Annotated in this window: 17 protein-coding genes; 7 read left to right on the forward strand and 10 right to left on the reverse strand. The window is 65.3% G+C overall.

Annotated elements, in window-relative coordinates; all coding sequences use genetic code 11:
* Window positions 1–51 precede the first annotated feature (51 nt).
* Window positions 52–1,233, reverse strand: coding sequence for an acetyl-CoA C-acetyltransferase (locus U5A65_RS00790; protein ID WP_321945152.1), 1,182 nt, complete (start codon window positions 1,231–1,233; stop codon window positions 52–54).
* A gap of 134 nt (window positions 1,234–1,367) precedes the next feature.
* Window positions 1,368–1,946, reverse strand: coding sequence for a TIGR01841 family phasin (gene phaP / locus U5A65_RS00795; RefSeq protein ID WP_321915095.1), 579 nt, complete (start codon window positions 1,944–1,946; stop codon window positions 1,368–1,370).
* A 402-nt stretch (window positions 1,947–2,348) separates the two neighbouring features.
* Here phaP and U5A65_RS00800 point away from each other — a divergent pair, with 402 nt between their 5' ends.
* The 5 genes from U5A65_RS00800 to U5A65_RS00820 all read left to right on the forward strand — a co-directional run bounded on the left by U5A65_RS00800 (window position 2,349) and on the right by U5A65_RS00820 (window position 6,706).
* Entirely contained in the window at window positions 2,349–3,014 is a 666-nt protein-coding gene (locus tag U5A65_RS00800) for an RNA polymerase sigma factor (protein WP_321945153.1), read from the forward strand.
* On the forward strand, window positions 3,011–3,490 hold the full coding sequence (locus tag U5A65_RS00805) for a hypothetical protein (protein ID WP_321915097.1): 480 nt from the start codon (window positions 3,011–3,013) through the stop codon (window positions 3,488–3,490). The genes U5A65_RS00800 and U5A65_RS00805 overlap by 4 nt, the downstream gene beginning before the upstream one ends.
* On the forward strand, window positions 3,487–3,999 hold the full coding sequence (locus U5A65_RS00810; RefSeq protein ID WP_321945154.1) for a periplasmic heavy metal sensor: 513 nt from the start codon (window positions 3,487–3,489) through the stop codon (window positions 3,997–3,999). The genes U5A65_RS00805 and U5A65_RS00810 overlap by 4 nt, the downstream gene beginning before the upstream one ends.
* An 86-nt stretch (window positions 4,000–4,085) precedes the next feature.
* A complete protein-coding gene (locus tag U5A65_RS00815) occupies window positions 4,086–5,552 on the forward strand; it encodes a DUF1800 domain-containing protein (protein WP_321945155.1) in 1,467 nt (488 codons plus the stop codon).
* A 5-nt stretch (window positions 5,553–5,557) separates the two neighbouring features.
* Window positions 5,558–6,706 carry a DUF1501 domain-containing protein gene (locus U5A65_RS00820; protein ID WP_415764030.1) on the forward strand — a complete coding sequence of 383 codons (1,149 nt, stop codon included), beginning with the start codon at window positions 5,558–5,560 and terminating at the stop codon, window positions 6,704–6,706.
* 33 nt (window positions 6,707–6,739) lie between these two features.
* Here U5A65_RS00820 and U5A65_RS00825 read toward each other — a convergent pair whose 3' ends face one another.
* The 8 genes from U5A65_RS00825 to U5A65_RS00860 form a co-directional block, all read right to left on the reverse strand.
* A complete protein-coding gene (locus tag U5A65_RS00825) occupies window positions 6,740–8,218 on the reverse strand; it encodes a M81 family metallopeptidase (protein ID WP_321915100.1) in 1,479 nt (492 codons plus the stop codon).
* A gap of 89 nt (window positions 8,219–8,307) precedes the next feature.
* The gene (locus U5A65_RS00830; protein ID WP_321945156.1) at window positions 8,308–9,795 is read right to left on the reverse strand and encodes a M81 family metallopeptidase; all 1,488 of its coding nucleotides are present in this window, start codon (window positions 9,793–9,795) and stop codon (window positions 8,308–8,310) included.
* Entirely contained in the window at window positions 9,792–11,081 is a 1,290-nt protein-coding gene (locus U5A65_RS00835; RefSeq protein ID WP_321915102.1) for a Zn-dependent hydrolase, read from the reverse strand. Before U5A65_RS00835 ends, U5A65_RS00830 begins: the two co-directional genes overlap by 4 nt.
* A gap of 34 nt (window positions 11,082–11,115) precedes the next feature.
* Complete coding sequence (locus tag U5A65_RS00840; RefSeq protein ID WP_321915103.1) at window positions 11,116–11,817, reverse strand: ABC transporter ATP-binding protein; 702 nt, start codon at window positions 11,815–11,817, stop codon at window positions 11,116–11,118.
* Window positions 11,814–12,581, reverse strand: a complete 768-nt coding sequence (locus tag U5A65_RS00845) for an ABC transporter ATP-binding protein (protein WP_321915104.1) — start codon at window positions 12,579–12,581, stop codon at window positions 11,814–11,816. The genes U5A65_RS00840 and U5A65_RS00845 overlap by 4 nt, the downstream gene beginning before the upstream one ends.
* Window positions 12,578–13,618, reverse strand: coding sequence for a branched-chain amino acid ABC transporter permease (locus tag U5A65_RS00850; protein ID WP_321945157.1), 1,041 nt, complete (start codon window positions 13,616–13,618; stop codon window positions 12,578–12,580). The genes U5A65_RS00845 and U5A65_RS00850 overlap by 4 nt, the downstream gene beginning before the upstream one ends.
* Window positions 13,615–14,475, reverse strand: coding sequence for a branched-chain amino acid ABC transporter permease (locus tag U5A65_RS00855; protein WP_321945863.1), 861 nt, complete (start codon window positions 14,473–14,475; stop codon window positions 13,615–13,617). Before U5A65_RS00855 ends, U5A65_RS00850 begins: the two co-directional genes overlap by 4 nt.
* A 55-nt stretch (window positions 14,476–14,530) precedes the next feature.
* Complete coding sequence (locus U5A65_RS00860; RefSeq protein ID WP_158761461.1) at window positions 14,531–15,742, reverse strand: ABC transporter substrate-binding protein; 1,212 nt, start codon at window positions 15,740–15,742, stop codon at window positions 14,531–14,533.
* 252 nt (window positions 15,743–15,994) lie between these two features.
* Here U5A65_RS00860 and U5A65_RS00865 point away from each other — a divergent pair, with 252 nt between their 5' ends.
* Both U5A65_RS00865 and hmpA read left to right on the forward strand, forming a co-directional pair.
* Entirely contained in the window at window positions 15,995–16,840 is an 846-nt protein-coding gene (locus U5A65_RS00865; RefSeq protein ID WP_321938597.1) for a FadR/GntR family transcriptional regulator, read from the forward strand.
* A gap of 91 nt (window positions 16,841–16,931) precedes the next feature.
* Complete coding sequence (hmpA, locus tag U5A65_RS00870) at window positions 16,932–18,143, forward strand: NO-inducible flavohemoprotein (protein WP_321945158.1); 1,212 nt, start codon at window positions 16,932–16,934, stop codon at window positions 18,141–18,143.
* Window positions 18,144–18,147: the final 4 nt, after the last annotated feature.

Below are 18,147 nucleotides of genomic sequence, written 5' to 3' on the forward strand. Positions count from 1 at the left end.
CGAGCCGCTTGCTGCCTGGTTACTACGCTGCTTATTGCCTTAAAAGCGCAATCAAGCGCGCTCGAGCGCGAGCGCCACGCCCATGCCGCCGCCGATGCACAGCGAGGCGAGACCGCGCTTCGCATCGCGGCGCTGCATTTCGTGCAGCAGCGTCACGAGAATCCGGCAGCCCGACGCGCCGATCGGGTGACCGATCGCAATCGCCCCGCCGTTCACGTTGATCTTCGACGTGTCCCAGCCCATCTGCTTGTTCACGGCCAGCGCCTGCGCGGCAAAGGCCTCGTTGATCTCCATGAGATCGAGGTCGTTCACCGACCAGCCCGCGCGCTCCAGCGCACGCTTCGAGGCCGGCACCGGGCCCATGCCCATGATCTTCGGGTCCACGCCGCCGCTTGCGTACGCCTTGATGCGCGCGAGCGGCGTGAGGCCCAGCGCTTCGGCCTTCTTCGCCGACATCACCACGACCGCGGCCGCGCCGTCGTTCAGGCCCGAGGCGTTCGCCGCCGTCACCGTGCCTTCCTTGTTGAACGCCGGCTTCAGGCCCGCGAGCGACTCAGCCGTCACGCCGTGGCGCACGAATTCGTCGGTCGCGAACTGCAGCGGCTCGCCCTTGCGCTGCGGAATCGCCACCGGCACGATTTCCGCGTCGAAGCGGCCCGCCTTCTGCGCCGCCTCGGCCTTGTTCTGCGAGAGCGCCGCAAACGCGTCCTGCTCCTCGCGCGTGATGCCGTATTCCTTCGCGACGTTTTCCGCCGTCACGCCCATGTGGTACTGGTTGTACACGTCCCACAGGCCGTCGACGATCATGCTGTCGATCAGCTTCGCATCGCCCATGCGGAAGCCGTCGCGCGAGCCCGGCAGCACGTGCGGCGCGGCGCTCATGTTTTCCTGGCCGCCGGCCACGACGATGTCCGAGTCGCCCGCGATGATCGCGTTCGCGGCCAGCATCACGGCCTTCAGGCCGGAGCCGCACACCTTGTTGATCGTCATGGCGGGAACGGCCGTGGGCAGGCCCGCCTTGATCGATGCCTGGCGCGCCACGTTCTGGCCCGAGCCGGCGGTCAGCACCTGACCCATGATCACGTCGCTCACCTGCTCGGGCGCAACACCTGCGCGCTCGAGCGCGGCCTTGATGACGATCGCACCCAGGTCGGGCGCCGCCACCTTCGCGAGCGAACCGCCGAATTTGCCAACTGCCGTACGTGCGGCCGAAACGATCACAATGTCAGTCATGTTGAGCTCCTGCTCTGCAATTACGCTGAAATATCGATGTCTTGAAGCTGAGCCGGCAAATGCCGCGCCCTCGTCGTTCAGTCACGACGACGAAGGCGGGTATTGGCGTATTGCCGGTGTGGCAGGAACGGAAATCAGGCCTTGGCCTGGCTCGTCGACTTCGCGGAAGCCGCCTGGACGGCAACCGGCGCGGCTTCCTGGACGGAGGCGGCAACGTTCTGGAAATTGCTCTGGGCCGTTTCGATGGCCTGGCGGGTCACGCCGCGCAGCGTTTCGGCGGCATTGTTCACGGCGGCGAACGTGGAGTTCACGGCCGCGATGAACGACTCCGCGCCAACGGGCGCGTTTTGCGTCAGGCCTTCGGAAAAGGCCTTGAAGCGCTGCTCCTGCTCGCCCGATTGCACCTGGGCGGCCTGGATGAGCTCGTTTTGGGTCGTCGTCGCGATGTCGACGAGGTGGCGGCCGTACGACATGGCCTTGGCGGCGGCCTGCTGCGACGCACCAATCTGCTGCGTCAGGAACTCAGTGGGGTTCCCGCTTTGCAGGGCACCCTTGAGCGTCGCTTCGCTTTCGGCAATGGCAGCCTTGCTGGCCTGCACGTTGAGATCGATCACGGCCTGCACGCCCTGGAAAACGGGTTTCGTGAGCGCAAAGAACGCTGCGACGCCGGCTTGGTAGTTCGCGCGGAATTGTTCGGGTGCGGAAACGGACATCAGCTCATGCTCCTTGGTTAGTCAAACTAATTAAAGCGCCAACCCCCGATGGCCTGACTGACGGCTGTATATCTATGTTTGAAAACTAATGCTGCATCGCCGCAGTCAATCTAGAGTGTCCATTCTAAGACAGAAATTTAACAATTTTGTGGCGCTTCTTATTAGGTAAAAACCCTGATCTCAAGTCCTTCGGGTTCGGAACTTGCAGTTGTCAAGCAACATACGTTCCGAATCGAAAAACACGACGCTGAGCGCGGAAATTGCATGCGGGATAAACGGCCCGAGCGACGGATTTATGCGGCGGCGCCGTTCAAGTCATATGGGGACTGTTGACCCCGCTCCGGCTACAACGGGATTGCGGGCCACCGGGCATGATGTGGCATCGATCGGCATAAGGCGTGAATGCCCGACTTCAAACTGGGAAACGACTATGACAGCGCGGCAGAGGGTTCGCATGCGGTTCAACCGTTGCGGACCGCCGGGGCCGGGAAGGCCTTGAACGAACGCGATCCAGACGCAGACCTCGTCGCGCGCGTGGGCGCGCGCGATCCGCTTGCCGTGCGCGCGCTCGTCGCGAGCAAGCTGCCGCGCCTCATCGCACTTGCCACGCGCATGCTGGGCGACCGCAGCGAAGCCGAAGACGTCGCGCAGGAAGCATTCGTGCGGATCTGGAAACAAGCACCGGCCTGGCGCACCGGCGAAGCGAAATTCGACACGTGGCTGCACCGCGTGGCGCTCAACCTGTGTTACGACCGCTTGCGCGGCCGCCGCGAAGAGACCGTAGACAACGTGCACGCCATGAGCGAGCCAGCACCCGATCCCGCAGGCTCGCCCGACCAGCAGATCGAAGCGCGCACGCGCGACGAACGCGTGCGCGCCGCACTCGCGGCGCTGCCCGTGCGTCAGCGCGAAGCGCTCGTGCTCACTTACTATCAGGAGCTGTCGAACCTCGAAGCAGCCAGCCTGATGGACATTTCGGTGGACGCGCTCGAAAGCCTGCTGGCGCGCGCCCGGCGCACCTTGCGCGCACAACTGGCCGGTGAAGCTGCCGGTAAGGACTCCGTATGACACCCGAACGATTCCACACTCTCGTCGCGGCGTATGGCGCCGACCCGCAGCGCTGGCCGCAGCATGAGCGCGACGACGCGCTCGAGTGGGCGCGCTCACATCGCGCGCAAGCCGACGCGGCACTCGACGAAGCCATGGCGCTCGATAGCTGGCTCGCGCGCGACATGATCGCGCCGCCCACGCGCGCGCTCTTTGAGCAGATCGTTGCGGGCGCACCGGTTAGGCCTGCTGTGAAGCCCGCTGTGAAACCCATCTCCGCCGCGAAACGCCGCAGCTTTTGGTGGTCCGGCGCGGCGTTCGCGGGCGTGGGCCTCGCCGGAGCGCTCGCGGGCGCGCTGACGATATCGTTTGTCGTGCTCGGCGGCACGACGCCCGCAGCGCCGCACGAGCCTTATCTCAGCACGAGCTTTGGCGGGACGAGTTCGGACTGGAGCGAATCGAACCTCAACGCGGGCGCCGAAGGGAGTGACGAATGAACGGCCGCTCATGGAAGACGCTGCTTGTTGGCTCGGTACTTCTGAATGTCTTTCTGCTCGGCGCCATTGCGGGCGGCGCCTGGCGCTGGCTCGCCGTGCGCGACGAGCCGCAGGCACAATCCGCGCAGCGCGTGGCGTTGCGCTTCGCCACCGAGGCGCTTTCGCCGGAACGCCAGCAGCAGTTCGCGCAAGCGCTCAAGTCCTCGCGCCGCGAAGGCCGGGAGTACGCGCGCGACGGACGCGACGGACGGCGCGAGGTGCTCGACCTGCTCGCCGCGCCGCAACTCGACCGCAACGCCATCGACGCCGCGCTCGCGCGCACGCGCACGGCGGATAGTGCATTGCGTGCGCAGATCGAAAGCGGCGTAGTCGATTTCGCCGCCACGCTCACGCCCGAAGAACGCGTGAAGTTCGTCGAGGGACTCGAAAAGCGCGGCCAGTGGCGGTTGCCTGTGCAGCAGCAAAAGCAGCCGCAACGCGCCGCAAGCGAGGCAAGCGACGCGCAATAAAAAAGTTGACCGGCCGGCGACGGATCACACGGGCGATGACCGTTTAACGGAAATACGCAACGCTCCAGCGAACCCAAGGACCGCGCATGGAAAGCCTTTCGAATCCCCGCGCCGGCGCGATCGCCATGAACCGCTTCGGCCTGGGCGCGCGCGCCGATGAAACGCCGCCCGCCAACCCGCAAAGCTGGCTGCTCGGCCAGTTCGCTGCATATGAACCGTTGCCCGCAGCATGGCGCAACGAGCCGGGTGTGCTGGCGCTCGCCGCCCGCTTCGGCGCCGAGCGCCAACAAGGCATGGCGGACGACGCGGCAGCGAGCGCGGCTTCTGAGACTAGTACGCAAACGAACGGCCAACCCAACGCACAACAAGCCGCGCGCCGCGCGGTCAATCAGGCGATCCGCCGCGAGAGCGTGGGCATCTACCGCAGCGCGGTCAACGCGCGCCTCACGAGCGCCTTGCAGACCGACACGCCCTTCGTCGAGCGCCTCGTGCATTTCTGGTCGAACCACTTCGCCGTATCGGTGGATAAGGCGCTCATTGCAGGCATTGCGGGCGCATTCGAAAGGGAAGCGATACGGCCGCACGTGCTCGGCAATTTCGCGGACATGCTGGTCGCTGTCGAGCAGCACCCAGCCATGCAGCTCTTTCTCGACCAGACGCGCTCCGTTGGGCCCGACAGCCGGGCCGCGCTGCGCGCCGATCAGCGCGACCCCGCGCACAAGCGCGGCCTGAACGAGAACCTCGCACGCGAGATCATGGAGCTGCACACGCTCGGCGCGCGCACCGGCTACACGCAAGACGATGTGACCGAATTCGCGCGTGCGCTCACGGGTTGGAGCGTGGCGGGCGTGCGCGGTCCTCAGCCGGGGAATGTGGCCAATGCCGCCTCGCCCGGCAGCTTCGTGTTTCGCCCCGCGCTGCACGAGCCGGGCGCGCGCACCGTGATGGGCAAGCGCTACGATCAGCCGGGCGAACTGCAGGCGCTCGCCATCCTCAACGACCTCGCGCATGCGAGCGCCACGAGCCGCCATATCGCGTTTCAGCTCGCGCGCCACTTCGTCGCCGACAATCCGCCGCCCGCACTCACCGAACGCCTTGCGCTGGCCTTCGAACAAAGCAGCGGCGATCTTCCCACCGTGTACCGCGCGCTCGTCGAAGCGCCGCAAGCGTGGGCGCCGGTCGATGCGAAGTTCAAGACGCCGTGGGAATGGACCGTATCGTCGATGCGCGGTCTCGGTTGGCGCGAACCCGGCGACATGAATGCCGCGCCGCTGCTCACGCAACTCGGCCAGCCGGTGTGGCGGCCAGGCTCGCCCGCCGGTTACGACGACATCGCCGCGAGCTGGGCCGCGCCCGATGCGCTCGTGCGCCGCGTGGAAGTCGCGCAGCGCTTCGCGGCGCGCGTGGGCGACCGGCTCGACCCGCGCACGCTCGGCAACACGCTCATGGGTGCCACGCTCAGCACGTCTACAGCAAGCGCAGTCGCGCATGCCGAAAGCGCATCCACGGCGATCGCGTTGCTGCTCGTCTCGCCCGATTTTCTGAGGAGATAACCGTCATGGTTTCCCGCCGCCATTTCCTGCGCGTCGCTGCCGCTGGCGCAGGCGCGATGCTCGTCGCGCCGCAGATCGTGTTCGCCAGCGTCGCAACCGAGCGCCGCTTCGTGTTCGTGATTCAGCGCGGCGCGGCCGATGGGCTCAACATCGTCGTGCCCTACGCGGAGCCCGCCTATGCCACGCTGCGCGGCCCGCTCGCCATCGACATCGACCGCGCCACGAAACTCGACGGCACGTTTGCGCTGCATCCCTCGCTCGTACAACTGGCGCAGATGTATGGCGAAAAGCAGGCGCTCTTCGTGCATGCGATTGCCTCGCCGTATCGCGACCGCTCGCACTTCGACGGTCAGAACGTGCTGGAAACGGGCGGCCGCGCGCCTTACCAGGTCAAGGACGGCTGGCTCAACCGGCTCGTCGCCATGCTGCCTGCCTCGCGCGAAAACGCCATTGCGCTCGCGCCCACCGTGCCGCTCGCGCTGCGCGGCCCGGTACAGGTGAGTTCGTATGCGCCCTCGGCGCTGCCCGCCGCTTCCGACGACCTGCTCACGCGCGTTTCGGCGCTTTACGAAGCCGATCCGCAACTGCGCTCGCTGTGGATGTCGGCGATGAACGCACGCGGACTCGCCGGCGACGCGAGCGCGCGCCAGGACCCCGCGAGCGTGGGCAAGCTGGCCGCGAGCTTCCTCGCGCGCCCCGATGGCCCGCGCATCGCCATGATCGAAACCAGCGGATGGGACACGCACAGCGCACAGAATGCGCGGCTCGCGAATCAGCTCAAAGCGCTCGACACGATGCTGGCCTCGCTGCGCGACGGCCTCGGTGCCGCGTGGGACAAGACCACGGTGCTCGTCGCGACGGAGTTCGGCCGCACGGCCGCGGCGAACGGCACGGGGGGCACCGACCACGGGCAGGCTTCGGTGGCGATGCTCGTGGGCGGCGCCGTGGCTGGGGGGCGCGTCCAGGCCGACTGGCCGGGGCTGCGCACCGCGGATCTCTATGAGTCGCGCGACCTCAAGCCCACCGCATCGCTCGACGCATTAATCGCGGGTGCTGCCGCGGAAAGCCTTGGGCTCGATCCGCAGCGCACGGCATCGACGCTATTTGGTGAAGCCGGTGCGAAAAACGCGGCTACGGGTTTGATCAGGGCGTGAACGTTTCAAGCAGACAAACCCAGCGTTCAGCGGTTAAATCGCATCCAGCGGATAAATCGGCCGCCGCACCTTCCTGAATTCAAGCTTCCCGTAATCCGAAGTCGTGACGCCCACGCCCGCGCATTCGATCACCTCGCGCGCCAGGTCGCCGAAGCCGGCACGCCAGTGCACGCGGCTTTTCAGCACGATATAGCGCTTTTGCGTCGGGTCGACGCCCACCGAAGAAAGGCAGTTCAGGTCGAACGGCTCCTGATGCGCCGATACCACCACGATCTCCACCTTGCCGGTATCGAGCACCACAGTAGGACCGGTATTGTTGAGCGCGCCGCGATACATCGGTCCGCGATTGCGGAACACGCCGTCGAACACGAGTTTCACGCGCGCAGTCACTTCGATGGGGCGGCTCGTCTCCTGCAATGCAGGCATCGGCAGCTTGCCGCCTAACGAGAGCGTAACGTCATTGCCGATGCCCGCCGCGATCGCCAGCTGCACCGCTTCGGGATCGTAGATCGCATAGAACACTGCGTTGTCGAGGCCTTGTTTCAGGACCTCCGCCAGCACCTCGGTGGTATCCATCGTCCCGCCCGACGCTGTGTTGTCGCAATGGTCGAGCAGCACGAGCGGGCCAGCCGTCGTCGAAGCCTTTGCGCGCGCGACCGATTCGGCCAACGGCTCGCTTGCATAGAGAAACTGCTCGCGCTCGCGCCACGCTTCGTCGAGCAGCGCGTCGCGCAATTCGCTCGCTTTCGCTTTGTCGCCATCGGTGCAGACCACGACACTCAGGCCCGCGTTTTCGATATCGGCGTTCGGAAAGCCCACGAACAGCGAGGCCGCCAGCGCATCGCCCTGTTCGTACCTCATGCAGCGCGCCTGCAACGATCGGTTCGGTTCGGCGTGCGTGCCCTGACGCATCACGTGAGGCAGCATCGGCTTGTTGCCCCACGCCATCACCGGCTTGATCTCGCCCGCGATCGCACGCGCGAGTATGCGCGCCGCGCGCAATCCGGCCTCGTACATGTCGACGTGCGGATACGTGTGATAGCCGGTGACGACCGTCGCGTGCTTCACGATGTCGTCGTAAAGATTCGCGTGCATGTCGAGTGTCACGCCCACCGGCGTATGCGGGTCGATCTCACGCAGGCGGCGCAGCAGCGTGCCTTCACCGTCGTCGAGCGATTGCGTGACCATGGCGCCGTGCAGATCGAGCAGGATGCCGTCGTAGCCGCCCTTCGCCACCTCGTCGAGAATCAGTTGCGTGATGCGGCGGTAAGCGTCGTCATGCACGGGGCCGCTCGGAAAGGCGTCGGCGGCAACCGGCAGCACGATTTGCGCGCCGAGTTCGTCGGCCACGTCGATGTAGGCGCCCAGCGCGCCGCCCGTGCCGCGGTAGGCTTCGAGCGCCTGCTCGCCCGCGACCGCGCCGCCCGTGCGGCGAAAGAACCGCTCGAACGGCGTGGGGACCGGCGAAAACGTATTGGTTTCGTGTTTGAACATCGCGAGCAGCAAACGCATGAAGGTTTCCTTTCGAAGTGGAGGACGTTTCTTCGCACTGCCTGGCTAGTTATATAAGCTCCGACGTGTTACCAACGCCTGGTCGACTTTCAATCCGCGTGCCATTGCCTGTCGGCATCGAGCGGATACATCGGGCGCGCGAGCCGCTCGTACTGAAAGAGACCGTAGTCGGAACCGGTCACGCCGCGGCTGTCGCATTCCACGAGCGCAGCCGCGATCGGCACGAACACCGGACGGCAATACATGCGCGACTTCAGCAGCAGAAAGCGCGCACGGCGCGGATCGATGCCCACGCTTTCGAATACGCCGAGGTCCCAAGGCTCGTGGGTACGCTCGGTCACGACGAGCGTCGCGGCGCCGATATCGAGCACCGCCGCGCGCCCCATGTACGCGCGCTGCCCCGTGTAGGTCGGGCCGGTGATCACATATTCGCCGTCGGTGATCGCACGCACCACGCCTGTCGCCATGAAGGGCGCGCGCGGTGCGGCGCCATCGCGTGCGAGCTTGTTCCCAACGCCCAGCGTGACCTTGGCGCCCACGCCCGCGTCGATGAGCGCCGCCACGGCCTGTGGGTCGCATAGCGGGCCGCTCACCATGCCGGTCAGTCCTTGCGCGAGCGCGGCTTCGAGCAGGTCCATCGTGTCGCAGGTGCCGCCCGACATGCAGTTGTCGCCGTGGTCGAGCAGCAGCACGGGTTTGCCGGCATCTTGCGCCAGCTGCGCCGCCTGAGCGACCGACGCTTCGAGCGGCGCGCTGCGATAAACGAATTCGCCGCGTTCGTTCCAGATCTGCCGCGCGATGCGCTCGGCAACCGCATCGGCGGCCGCCGCGTCACCGTTGCCCACCACCACCACGCTGATGCACGGCGCGGGAATGTCCGCAAGCGAAAAGCCCGCGAGCACCGAAACGGCCAGCATGCCCTGCGCCTCGGCCTCGCGCGCCGCTTCGACGGCGCGGTGCATGGCGCCTTCGGCGCTCGCGCTGCGCAGCGTCGAAGTGAGCAGCGGCGGCTGCCGCCACGCCAGCACGGGCTGCGCGCGACCATGAATGCGATCGAGCAGCAGGCGCGCCGCGTGTTCGCCGGTCTCGTACATATCGACGTGCGGATAGGTCTTGAAGCTCACGATCACATCCGCGTTGTCGATCATTTTCTGCGTGACGTTGCCGTGCAGATCGAGCGCGACGGCAATCGGCGCCTCGGGCAGCGCGGCGCGCACGCGTGCGAGCAGATCGCCCTCGCCGTCCGCCGATTGCTGCGCCACCATCGCGCCGTGCAGGTCGAGCATCACCGCGTCGCAGCCGGGGGCAGCCGCGACGATGGCGTCGCAGATCGCATCGTAGGCATCGGCGGCAACGGGGCCGCTCGGATTCGCCGAAGCCGAAACGGGTGTGACGAGTTGCGCGCCTTCGCGCTCTGCCGCGTCGATGAACGCTGCCATCGCCGTGCGCATGCCCTTGTTCTCGCGATACGCCGCTTCGCCCCACGCGGGGCCGTCGCCGCCGAACGCCGCAAGCGGCGTGGCCACCGGCGAGAACGTATTGGTTTCGTGATTCATTCGCGCGATCAGGATCTTCATGCAGCGTCCTCCTCACGCACAGCAGCCACGCCCGCCGCCGCCAGCATCGCGTGCAGCAGCACGTTGCAGCCGGCCTCCAGATGTTCGGGGCGCGCATCCTCGATTTCGTTATGGCTGATGCCGTCCTTGCAGGGCACGAAGATCATGGCCGTGGGCGCCACGCGCGCGAGATACACGGCATCGTGTCCCGCACCGCTCACGACGTTCATGGCGGAAAGGCCGAGCGTTTGCGCGCCCGCTCGCACGGCGTCCACGAGCGCGGGATCGAAGGGCTGCGGGGGAAAGTACACGACCTGCTCCACGTCGATGCTCATGCCGGCCTGACGCCCTGCCTCGCTGCACGCCGCGCGCAATTGCGAGTCCATTGCGGACAGTGCCGCGTCATCGGCGGCGCGCAGGTCGACCGTCAACGTCACGCGGCCCGGAATCACGTTGCGCGAATTGGGATGCACGTCGACCCAGCCCACGGTGCCTCGCCCATGCGGCGCGTGCGCAAGCGCAATGCGGTTCACCTCTTGAATCAGGCCCGCTGCAACGAGCAGCGCGTCGCGGCGCGAATCCATCGGCGTGGGGCCCGCATGCGCTTCCATACCGTGCACCGTCACGTCGTACCAGCGTTGACCGAGCGCGCCCTGCACCACGCCTATCGTCTTCTCGTGCGCTTCGAGCACGGGCCCCTGCTCGATATGCGCTTCGAAATACGCGCCCACACGATGCGGCGCGAAGGGTCCCGCGCCCGCATAGCCGATCTTCGCAAGCGCTTCGGATACCGAAACGCCGTCCCGATCGCGCTGCGCGAGCGCGTGCTCGAGTGTAAACGCACCCGCGAACACGCCCGAGCCCATCATCACCGGCACGAAGCGCGAGCCTTCCTCATTGGTCCACACGGCCACTTCGAGCGGCGCGAGCGTGCGCACGCCCGCTTCTACCAGCGTGCGCAGCACTTCGAGGCCCGCCAGCACGCCGTAGTTGCCGTCGAACTTGCCGCCTGTGGGCTGCGTGTCGATATGGCTGCCGGTCATCACGGGCGGCAGGTCGTCGCGCTCGCCCGCACGCCGCGCGAAGATGTTGCCGATGGCATCCACGCGTATCGTGCAGCCCAACTCTTTCGCCCACGCCACGAACAAATCTCGCCCTTCACGGTCGAGCGGCGTGAGTGCGAGGCGGCACACGCCGCCCTTTTCCGTTGCGCCGATCTCGGCCAGCCGCATGAGGCTGCCCCACAGGCGAGCGCCGTTCGTGCGCAGGCGGGCGAGCGGCTCGCGAGTCATTTCCTGAACTTGCATCGATTGGGTTCCTTGCTTGAATGGGAGGCGACGTTCAAACCACGCCCACGCCCAGATAGCGGTCCTTGACCGTATGATCGGCGGCGAACTCGGCGTTGCCGCCCGTGTAGACGATCACGCCCTGCTCGATGATGTAGTGACGGTCGGCCAGTTGCGTGCACACTTCGAGGTTCTGCTCGACCAGCACGATCGCCACGCCCGCTGCCTTGATCTGCTTGAGCTGGTCGACGATCTCCTCGACGATCACGGGCGCGAGGCCTTCCACGGGTTCATCGAGCATCAGAAGTCGTGGATGATTCATGAGCGCGCGCCCGATCGCGAGCATCTGCTGCTCGCCGCCTGATAACTGCGCGCCGCCGTTCTTGCGCCGCTCCTTCAGGCGCGGGAAGATCCGGTAGATGTCTTCGAGCTGCCACGGCGAATCCTTGCGCGCGCCAAGGCGCAAGTTTTCCTCCACGCTCAGCAAACGGAAAATGCCGCGATGCTCCGGCACGAAGCACAGGCCAGCCGCCGCGATCCGGTGCGCCGGCTGTCCGCTAACCGTCTTGCCGGAGAAGTCGATCACCCCGCCACGCGGCGCCACCACGCCCGCAATCGTCTTGAGCGTCGTGGACTTGCCGGCGCCGTTGCGGCCTAGCAGCGTGACCGTTTCGCCCTCGTTCACCTGCAGCGACACGCCCTGCAGAATATGGCTCTTGCCGTAGTACGCGTGAATATCTCGCACGTCGAGCATCATGCGCGGCCTCCCGTAATCATGTTGCCGAGGTAGGCGCTGCGCACGCGTTCGTCGCCGCGTATTGCATCCGGTTTGCCCTCCACGAGCACGCGGCCCTGCTGCATCACTGTGATGGTGTCGGAGATGTCCATGACGATGCCCATGTTGTGCTCGATGAGCACGACCGTATAGTCGTCGCGCAGGCCGCGGATCAGCGTCTTCATGTCGTCGAGATCGTCGATGCCCATGCCCGAGGTGGGCTCGTCCAGAAAGATCGCGCGCGGCCGCGCGGCCAGCGCCATGCCCACTTCGAGGCGCCGCTGCTGGCCATGCGAGAGCGCACCCGCCGCCGTATCCGCGTGGCGTTGCAGCGCGAGGCGCTCCAGCACGCGCTCCACCGTTTCCGCATGGGCGAGCGCGCCGTGCGGCGGGGTCCAGGCGTTGAGCGCACGGCGCGCCTGAACACCTTGGGCCGCCACGCGCAGGTTCTCGCGCACGCTCAGGTTCTGAAACAGGCTCGTCACCTGGAACGAACGCGCAATACCGCGCCGCACGCGTTTGTGATCGGGCTCGCGCGAGATGTCGTGGCCGTCGAATACGATGGTGCCCGAAGAAATCGGCACCGTACCCGTGAGCACGTGAAAGAGCGTGGTCTTGCCCGCGCCGTTCGGCCCGATCACCGAATGCACCGTGCGCGGCGCGATGCGCAGGTCCACGCCCGAAAGCGCCGTGAATTTGCCGTAGCGCTTCACCACGCCGCGCGCCTCCAGAATCGCTTCGCTCATGTCTGCTCCTTGCTGTGCGCATCCGCGCCTTCTGTGCGCCGCAGCGCGACCGCCACGCGCTCACCCAAGCCCCACAGACCGCGCTGCATGAAGAGGCTCACGGCGATCAGCACGAGGCCGAGCAACAACAGCCAGCGCGGCCAAAGGGTGGAGAGCCAGTCGGCAAACAGCACGTAAAACGCCGCACCGATAACCGAGGCGAACAGGTTGCCGCTGCCGCCTATCACCGTCATCAGCAGGATCATTTCGCTCGTGTGATAGTCGATGTTGGAGAGCGGCGCGATGCCGGTCATCATCGCGTGCAGCGCGCCGGCGAGACCGGTGACCGCACCCGAGATCACGAACGCCATCAGCTTGAAGCGGCTCACGTGATAGCCCGCCGCACCCGCGCGCGCCTCGTTGTCGCGAATCGCGAGCAGCGTGCGGCCGAATACGGAATGCGACACGCGCACCATCAACGCGAACACGACCACGAACACCACCGCGACAAAACCGTAGTACTGCCACGGCGAATCGAGCGCGACGAGTGCGTGCGAGCCGATTGAAAGCGCCGGACGCGGGATGTCGAGCAGGCCGTTGTCGCCGCCGGTGATATCGGGCAGCGAATAGGCGAGAAAGTAGAAGAGCTGGCCGAACGCAAGCGTGAGCATCACGAAGTAAGTGCCGCGCTGACGTATGGAGAACCAGCCGACAATCGCCGCCGCGAGTGCCCCCAGTACGGCCGCAGCCGCCAGCGCCACGAGCACCGAAGGCACGCCGTGCGTGAGCAGGATGCCGGCGGTATAGCTGCCAAGGCCGAAGAAAATGCCCTGACCGAACGAGAGGAGCCCTGTAAAGCCCAGCAGCAGATTGCAGCCCAGTGCCGCAAGTGCAAACACGAGCACCTCGGTCGCGAGCGACCCCGAGCGGATGGTGAGCGGCAAAGCGCACACCACGACGATGGCAAGCAGAACATACCGATAGCGCCGCAGCGGGCCGGCAGGCCCGGCCGCGTCGCGTGTGCCCGCGCCAGTGGCAAGCTTTGTCGATTCGATCATGCGGCCCTCCCGAGCAGTCCGTTCGGACGCAGCAGCAACACGGCCGCCATCGCCACGTAAATCATGAGCTGCGCGCCTTGTGGCCAGAGCGTGCTCATGAGGCTCTGCACAATGCCGACCAACAGGCCGCCCACCAGCGCGCCAAGAAAGTTGCCCATGCCGCCCACGACGACGACGACGAACGCCACGCTCAACGCCTCGAGCCCCATGAACGGATCGACGCCGCGTATGGGCGCTGCCAGCACGCCCGCGAGTGCCGCCGTGGCCGCGCCGAGTGCGAACACGAGGCTGAACACGCGTGTGACATTGATGCCGAGCAGCGACACCATTTCGGACGACTCACTGCCCGCCCGCACCGCGCTGCCAAGCCGCGTGCCTTCGAGCACCCACCAGAGCAGCACGGCGAGCACGGCGGTGAAGCCGATCACGAACAAACGGTACTTCGGATAAACGAAGCTGCCCCAGATCACCACGCCATTGAGCGCGTCGGGCACGGCCACGTTGTCGCCGAGCGGTCCCCACACGAGAATCGCGCACTCCTGGATCACCAGTGCGAGCCCGACGGTGGCGAGAATATGGAACTCGTGCTGCTGCGCATAGATATGCCGCAATACGAGTTTCTCCACGACCCAGGCAAGCGCGCCCACCGCAATCGGCACGATCACGAGCGAGAGCCAGAAGTTGCCCGACCACTGCAGAAACTGATAGCAGCAGTACGCGCCGAGCAGGTAGAACGCGCCGTGCGCGAAGTTCACGAAGCGCAACAGGCCAAACACGATCGAGAGACCGACCGCCAGCAGGAAATACAGCATCCCGACGCCGATCCCATTGATGATCTGCAGCAGATAGACATTCATGGCTTGCGTAGCGTAGAAGTGACGAGCGAGCGGCAAGCGGGGCCGCCATGAAACCTCAGGCGATCTTGCACTCCGTCTTGTCGAGCGGCAGGAACGACTGGCCCGAGCTGACGATGTCCACGTAGTCGTCGGCATTCTTCATCGCCGACTTCTTCTTGCCCTTCAACAGGTAGTAGTTCTTGAGCACCTGGTGGTCGCCCTTGCGAATTTCTTCAGGGCCCGTCAAACCCGCGTACTTCATGCCTTCCAGCGCGGCAACGACTTTCTTCGGATCGGCGCTGCCCGCCTTCACCATGCCGTCGAGCAGGATCTTCGAGCAGATGTACGAGCCCGCGAGGCTGTAGTTGGGGTTGGCCTTGAAGGCCGCCTGGGTGCGCTGCACGAGGTCGTGATTGAGCGGCGTGTCGATGCCGTGCCAGTATTGCGCGCCGAAGTACACGCCGTCGCACAGGTCCGGGCCGAGCGCCTCGAACTGTTCGAGACCCGAGGCCCACGCCATGAGGATCGTGCAGTTGTTCTTCATGCCGAAGCTCACGGCCTGGCGCAGCGTATCGGAGGACTGCGAACCGAAGTTGAGAATGAGCAGCACGTCGGGCTTGGCCGCCACAGCGTTCGTCAGATAGCCGCTGAATTCCTTCTCGGTGAGCGAGTGATAGCTGTTGCCCACGTGCTCGATGCCCTTCTCCTTGAACACGTTCTTCGCCGCGGTGAGCAGGCCTTCGCCGAACACGTATTGCGGCGTGATCGTGTACCAGCGTTTGGCCTTCGGCTGCATCTGGATCAGCGGGCGCACGGTCTGCTCGATCGCGCCGAAGGTCGGCACCGACCAGCGAAACGTGGCGGCGTTGCAGTCCTTGCCCGTGATTTCGTCGGCGCCGGCCGTGGTGATGAATACGCCGCCGCTCTTGTCGACTTCCTTGCCCATGGCAAGCGCTTCGGACGACAGCACGCCGCCCGCGAAGAAGCGCACGCCCTTTTGCTGCTCGATCTCCTGCACGCGGCGAACGGCCGTGGCGGGCTTGCCCTCGGTGTCGAGCGTGGTGTAGTCGAGCGGCAAGCCGAGCACCTTGCCGTACTGCTTGACCGCGAGCTGCATGCCGAGATCGGCGTACTTGCCGTTGGCCGCGAACGGCCCCGACATCGGCACGGGGCACGCGAGCTGCACGCCGGCCGCCCCCTGTGCGAACGCCCGGGAGGACGAGAGGACGCTCAGCGCGCCCGGCATGGCCGACAGCGCGGCCAGTTTCAACAGTTCTCGGCGATTCAAGTTGAGGCTCCTTGTGGGGACACACAGACACGAACGACGCGGCAGACTGCAAAACCGTACCGGCGCCAGCGAGACGGCCTGCGAGACGGTGATTTCTATTTATCATGATAAATAGAATGAACCCGATGCTAGGTATAATTAATTGCAGTGTCAATCCGTCAAAAACCTCGTCGGCCTGGCCACGCCTTCTCACAAGCGGCGGCGCGGCCGGCGCGAAACAACGAAACCAACATTACGCAGGGAGTCGCGAAGATGGTCACGAACCGGGTCAGATCGGGGACCGCCGTCGAAATCAAGCAGCCCAAGCGCGCCGATCTCGTCGCCGAGGAGATCAAGCGCCTGATTACCGAAAAGGACTTGAAACCGGGCGACCGGCTGCCGCGCGAAGCCGAGTTGCAGCAGCTCTATTCGGTCAGCAAGAGCACGATTCGCGAGGCGCTGAAGTCGCTCGAGGTGCAAGGTCTCATCAAGGTGTCGACGGGGCCGAGCGGCGGGGGCATGGTCGTGGAAGTGCCGCTCGACCGCACGCTGCAATTGCTGCAGAACTATCTGTTCTTCAAGGATGTCTCGATCGACGACATCTATACCGTGCGCCAGCAGCTCGAACCCGAACTGGCCGCGGGCGCCGTGCCGCATCTCACCGAAGCGGACTTTGCCGCGCTCGAGGCGAACATCGAATGCTGCGACGGTGCGAGCGCGCCGCATGACCGCGGCCACCTCGTGCGTCAGCGTCAGGAGGACATGACCTTTCACGACATCCTCGCAGCCGCGAATCCCAATCCGTTCCTGCGCTTTATCTGCGAGCTGATCAACGAAATGATCCGGCAGCTGATCGAGTTCAGGAACGACACGCCGATAGCGGAGCATCGCCGCTTTGGCGCTTCGAACGTCAAGATTCACCGCGAGATCGTGAAGGCCGCACGCGAGCGCGACGTCGAACGTGTGCGCGCGCTCATGGTCGAGCACATGACGGAGGCGCCCAAGCATGTCAAGCGCATGAAAGGCAAGCTGCGCGGGCGGCTGATTCTCGATTCGGAAATCCGCAAACGCGTGCGCGTGATCACAGGGGCTAGCGCAGCGGACGAAAAGGAGGAGTGAGGCATAAGCGCCCGTCCCTGCGATCGCGCCTGTCATTGACTAGACTGGAATGAGTACGCGTGCTTCCCCACTCGTGAAAGGAGGAACGGAAATGCTCACGCAGCGAACGAAGGACATCGTGAAGGCAACCGCGCCCGTGCTCGCGGATCACGGTTACGCCATCATCAAGCGCTTTTACACGCGGCTCTTCGAGGCCCACCCTGAACTGAAGAATGTCTTCAACATGGCGCACCAGGAACAGGGGCAGCAACAGCAGGCGCTCGCGCGCGCCGTCTATGCGTATGCGGAAAACATTGAAGACCCTTCGAGCCTCGGCGCCGTGCTCAAGAACATCGCCAACAAGCACGCGAGCCTCGGCGTGCTGCCCGAGCACTACCCGATCGTTGGCGAACATTTGCTAGGTGCGATCAAAGATGTGCTGGGCGCTGCGGCCACCGAGGACATCATCTCCGCATGGGCGCAGGCCTACGGCAATCTCGCCGACGTGCTCATGGGCATGGAATGCCAGCTATATGAAGATACCGCCGACAAGCTCGGCGGCTGGACAGGCTGGCGCACGTTCGCCGTGCGCGAGAAGCGGCCCGAAAGCAGCGTGATCACCTCGTTCGTGTTCGAACCGGCAGACGGCGGCCCGGTCGCGAACTTTGAGCCTGGCCAATACATCAGCATCGGCGTGAACGTGCCGGCGCTCGGCTTGCAGCAGATCCGGCAATACAGTCTTTCCGATATGCCCAATGGCCGGACCTACCGCATTTCCGTGAAACGCGAGGCCGGCGGCCCACAGCCGGCCGGCTATGTTTCGAACCTGCTGCACGACCATGTGAACGTGGGCGACGAAGTGAAACTGGCCGCGCCCTACGGCAGTTTCCATATCGACGTGAACGCGCATACGCCTATCGTGCTCATCAGCGGCGGCGTGGGCCTCACGCCGATGATCAGCATGCTCAAGCGAGCGCTTCAGGATCCGCAGCGCAAGGTGGTATTCGTGCATGGCGCGCGCAATAGCGGCGTGCACGCGATGCGCGACCGTTTGCGCGAGACCGCCGCCACGAACGCCAACTTTCAGCTAGAGATTTTCTACAACGAGCCGTTGCCCGGCGACGTGCAAGGACGCGATTACGACTATGCGGGGTTCGTCGACATCGGCCAGATCAAGCAGGCGATTCTGCAACCCGACGCCGACTATTATATTTGCGGTCCCATTCCCTTCATGCGTATGCAGCACGATGCGCTAAAGCATCTCGGCGTTCACGAAGCCCGGATTCACTACGAAGTCTTCGGGCCGGATCTTTTCGCGGAATAGGCTT

Source organism: Paraburkholderia sp. J10-1 (genome assembly GCF_905220165.1).
GTDB lineage: Bacteria > Pseudomonadota > Gammaproteobacteria > Burkholderiales > Burkholderiaceae > Paraburkholderia.

What these genes read in the sequence shown, in the direction of transcription:
- U5A65_RS00790 (WP_321945152.1), bottom strand. Translation starts at nt 1,233, where the DNA reads ATGACTGACATTGTGATCGTTTCGGCCGCACGTACGGCAGTTGGCAAA.
- phaP (WP_321915095.1), bottom strand. Translation starts at nt 1,946, where the DNA reads ATGTCCGTTTCCGCACCCGAACAATTCCGCGCGAACTACCAAGCCGGC.
- U5A65_RS00800 (WP_321945153.1), top strand. Translation starts at nt 2,349, where the DNA reads ATGCCCGACTTCAAACTGGGAAACGACTATGACAGCGCGGCAGAGGGT.
- U5A65_RS00805 (WP_321915097.1), top strand. Translation starts at nt 3,011, where the DNA reads ATGACACCCGAACGATTCCACACTCTCGTCGCGGCGTATGGCGCCGAC.
- U5A65_RS00810 (WP_321945154.1), top strand. Translation starts at nt 3,487, where the DNA reads ATGAACGGCCGCTCATGGAAGACGCTGCTTGTTGGCTCGGTACTTCTG.
- U5A65_RS00815 (WP_321945155.1), top strand. Translation starts at nt 4,086, where the DNA reads ATGGAAAGCCTTTCGAATCCCCGCGCCGGCGCGATCGCCATGAACCGC.
- U5A65_RS00820 (WP_415764030.1), top strand. Translation starts at nt 5,558, where the DNA reads ATGGTTTCCCGCCGCCATTTCCTGCGCGTCGCTGCCGCTGGCGCAGGC.
- U5A65_RS00825 (WP_321915100.1), bottom strand. Translation starts at nt 8,218, where the DNA reads ATGCGTTTGCTGCTCGCGATGTTCAAACACGAAACCAATACGTTTTCG.
- U5A65_RS00830 (WP_321945156.1), bottom strand. Translation starts at nt 9,795, where the DNA reads ATGAAGATCCTGATCGCGCGAATGAATCACGAAACCAATACGTTCTCG.
- U5A65_RS00835 (WP_321915102.1), bottom strand. Translation starts at nt 11,081, where the DNA reads ATGCAAGTTCAGGAAATGACTCGCGAGCCGCTCGCCCGCCTGCGCACG.
- U5A65_RS00840 (WP_321915103.1), bottom strand. Translation starts at nt 11,817, where the DNA reads ATGATGCTCGACGTGCGAGATATTCACGCGTACTACGGCAAGAGCCAT.
- U5A65_RS00845 (WP_321915104.1), bottom strand. Translation starts at nt 12,581, where the DNA reads ATGAGCGAAGCGATTCTGGAGGCGCGCGGCGTGGTGAAGCGCTACGGC.
- U5A65_RS00850 (WP_321945157.1), bottom strand. Translation starts at nt 13,618, where the DNA reads ATGATCGAATCGACAAAGCTTGCCACTGGCGCGGGCACACGCGACGCG.
- U5A65_RS00855 (WP_321945863.1), bottom strand. Translation starts at nt 14,475, where the DNA reads ATGAATGTCTATCTGCTGCAGATCATCAATGGGATCGGCGTCGGGATG.
- U5A65_RS00865 (WP_321938597.1), top strand. Translation starts at nt 15,995, where the DNA reads ATGGTCACGAACCGGGTCAGATCGGGGACCGCCGTCGAAATCAAGCAG.
- hmpA (WP_321945158.1), top strand. Translation starts at nt 16,932, where the DNA reads ATGCTCACGCAGCGAACGAAGGACATCGTGAAGGCAACCGCGCCCGTG.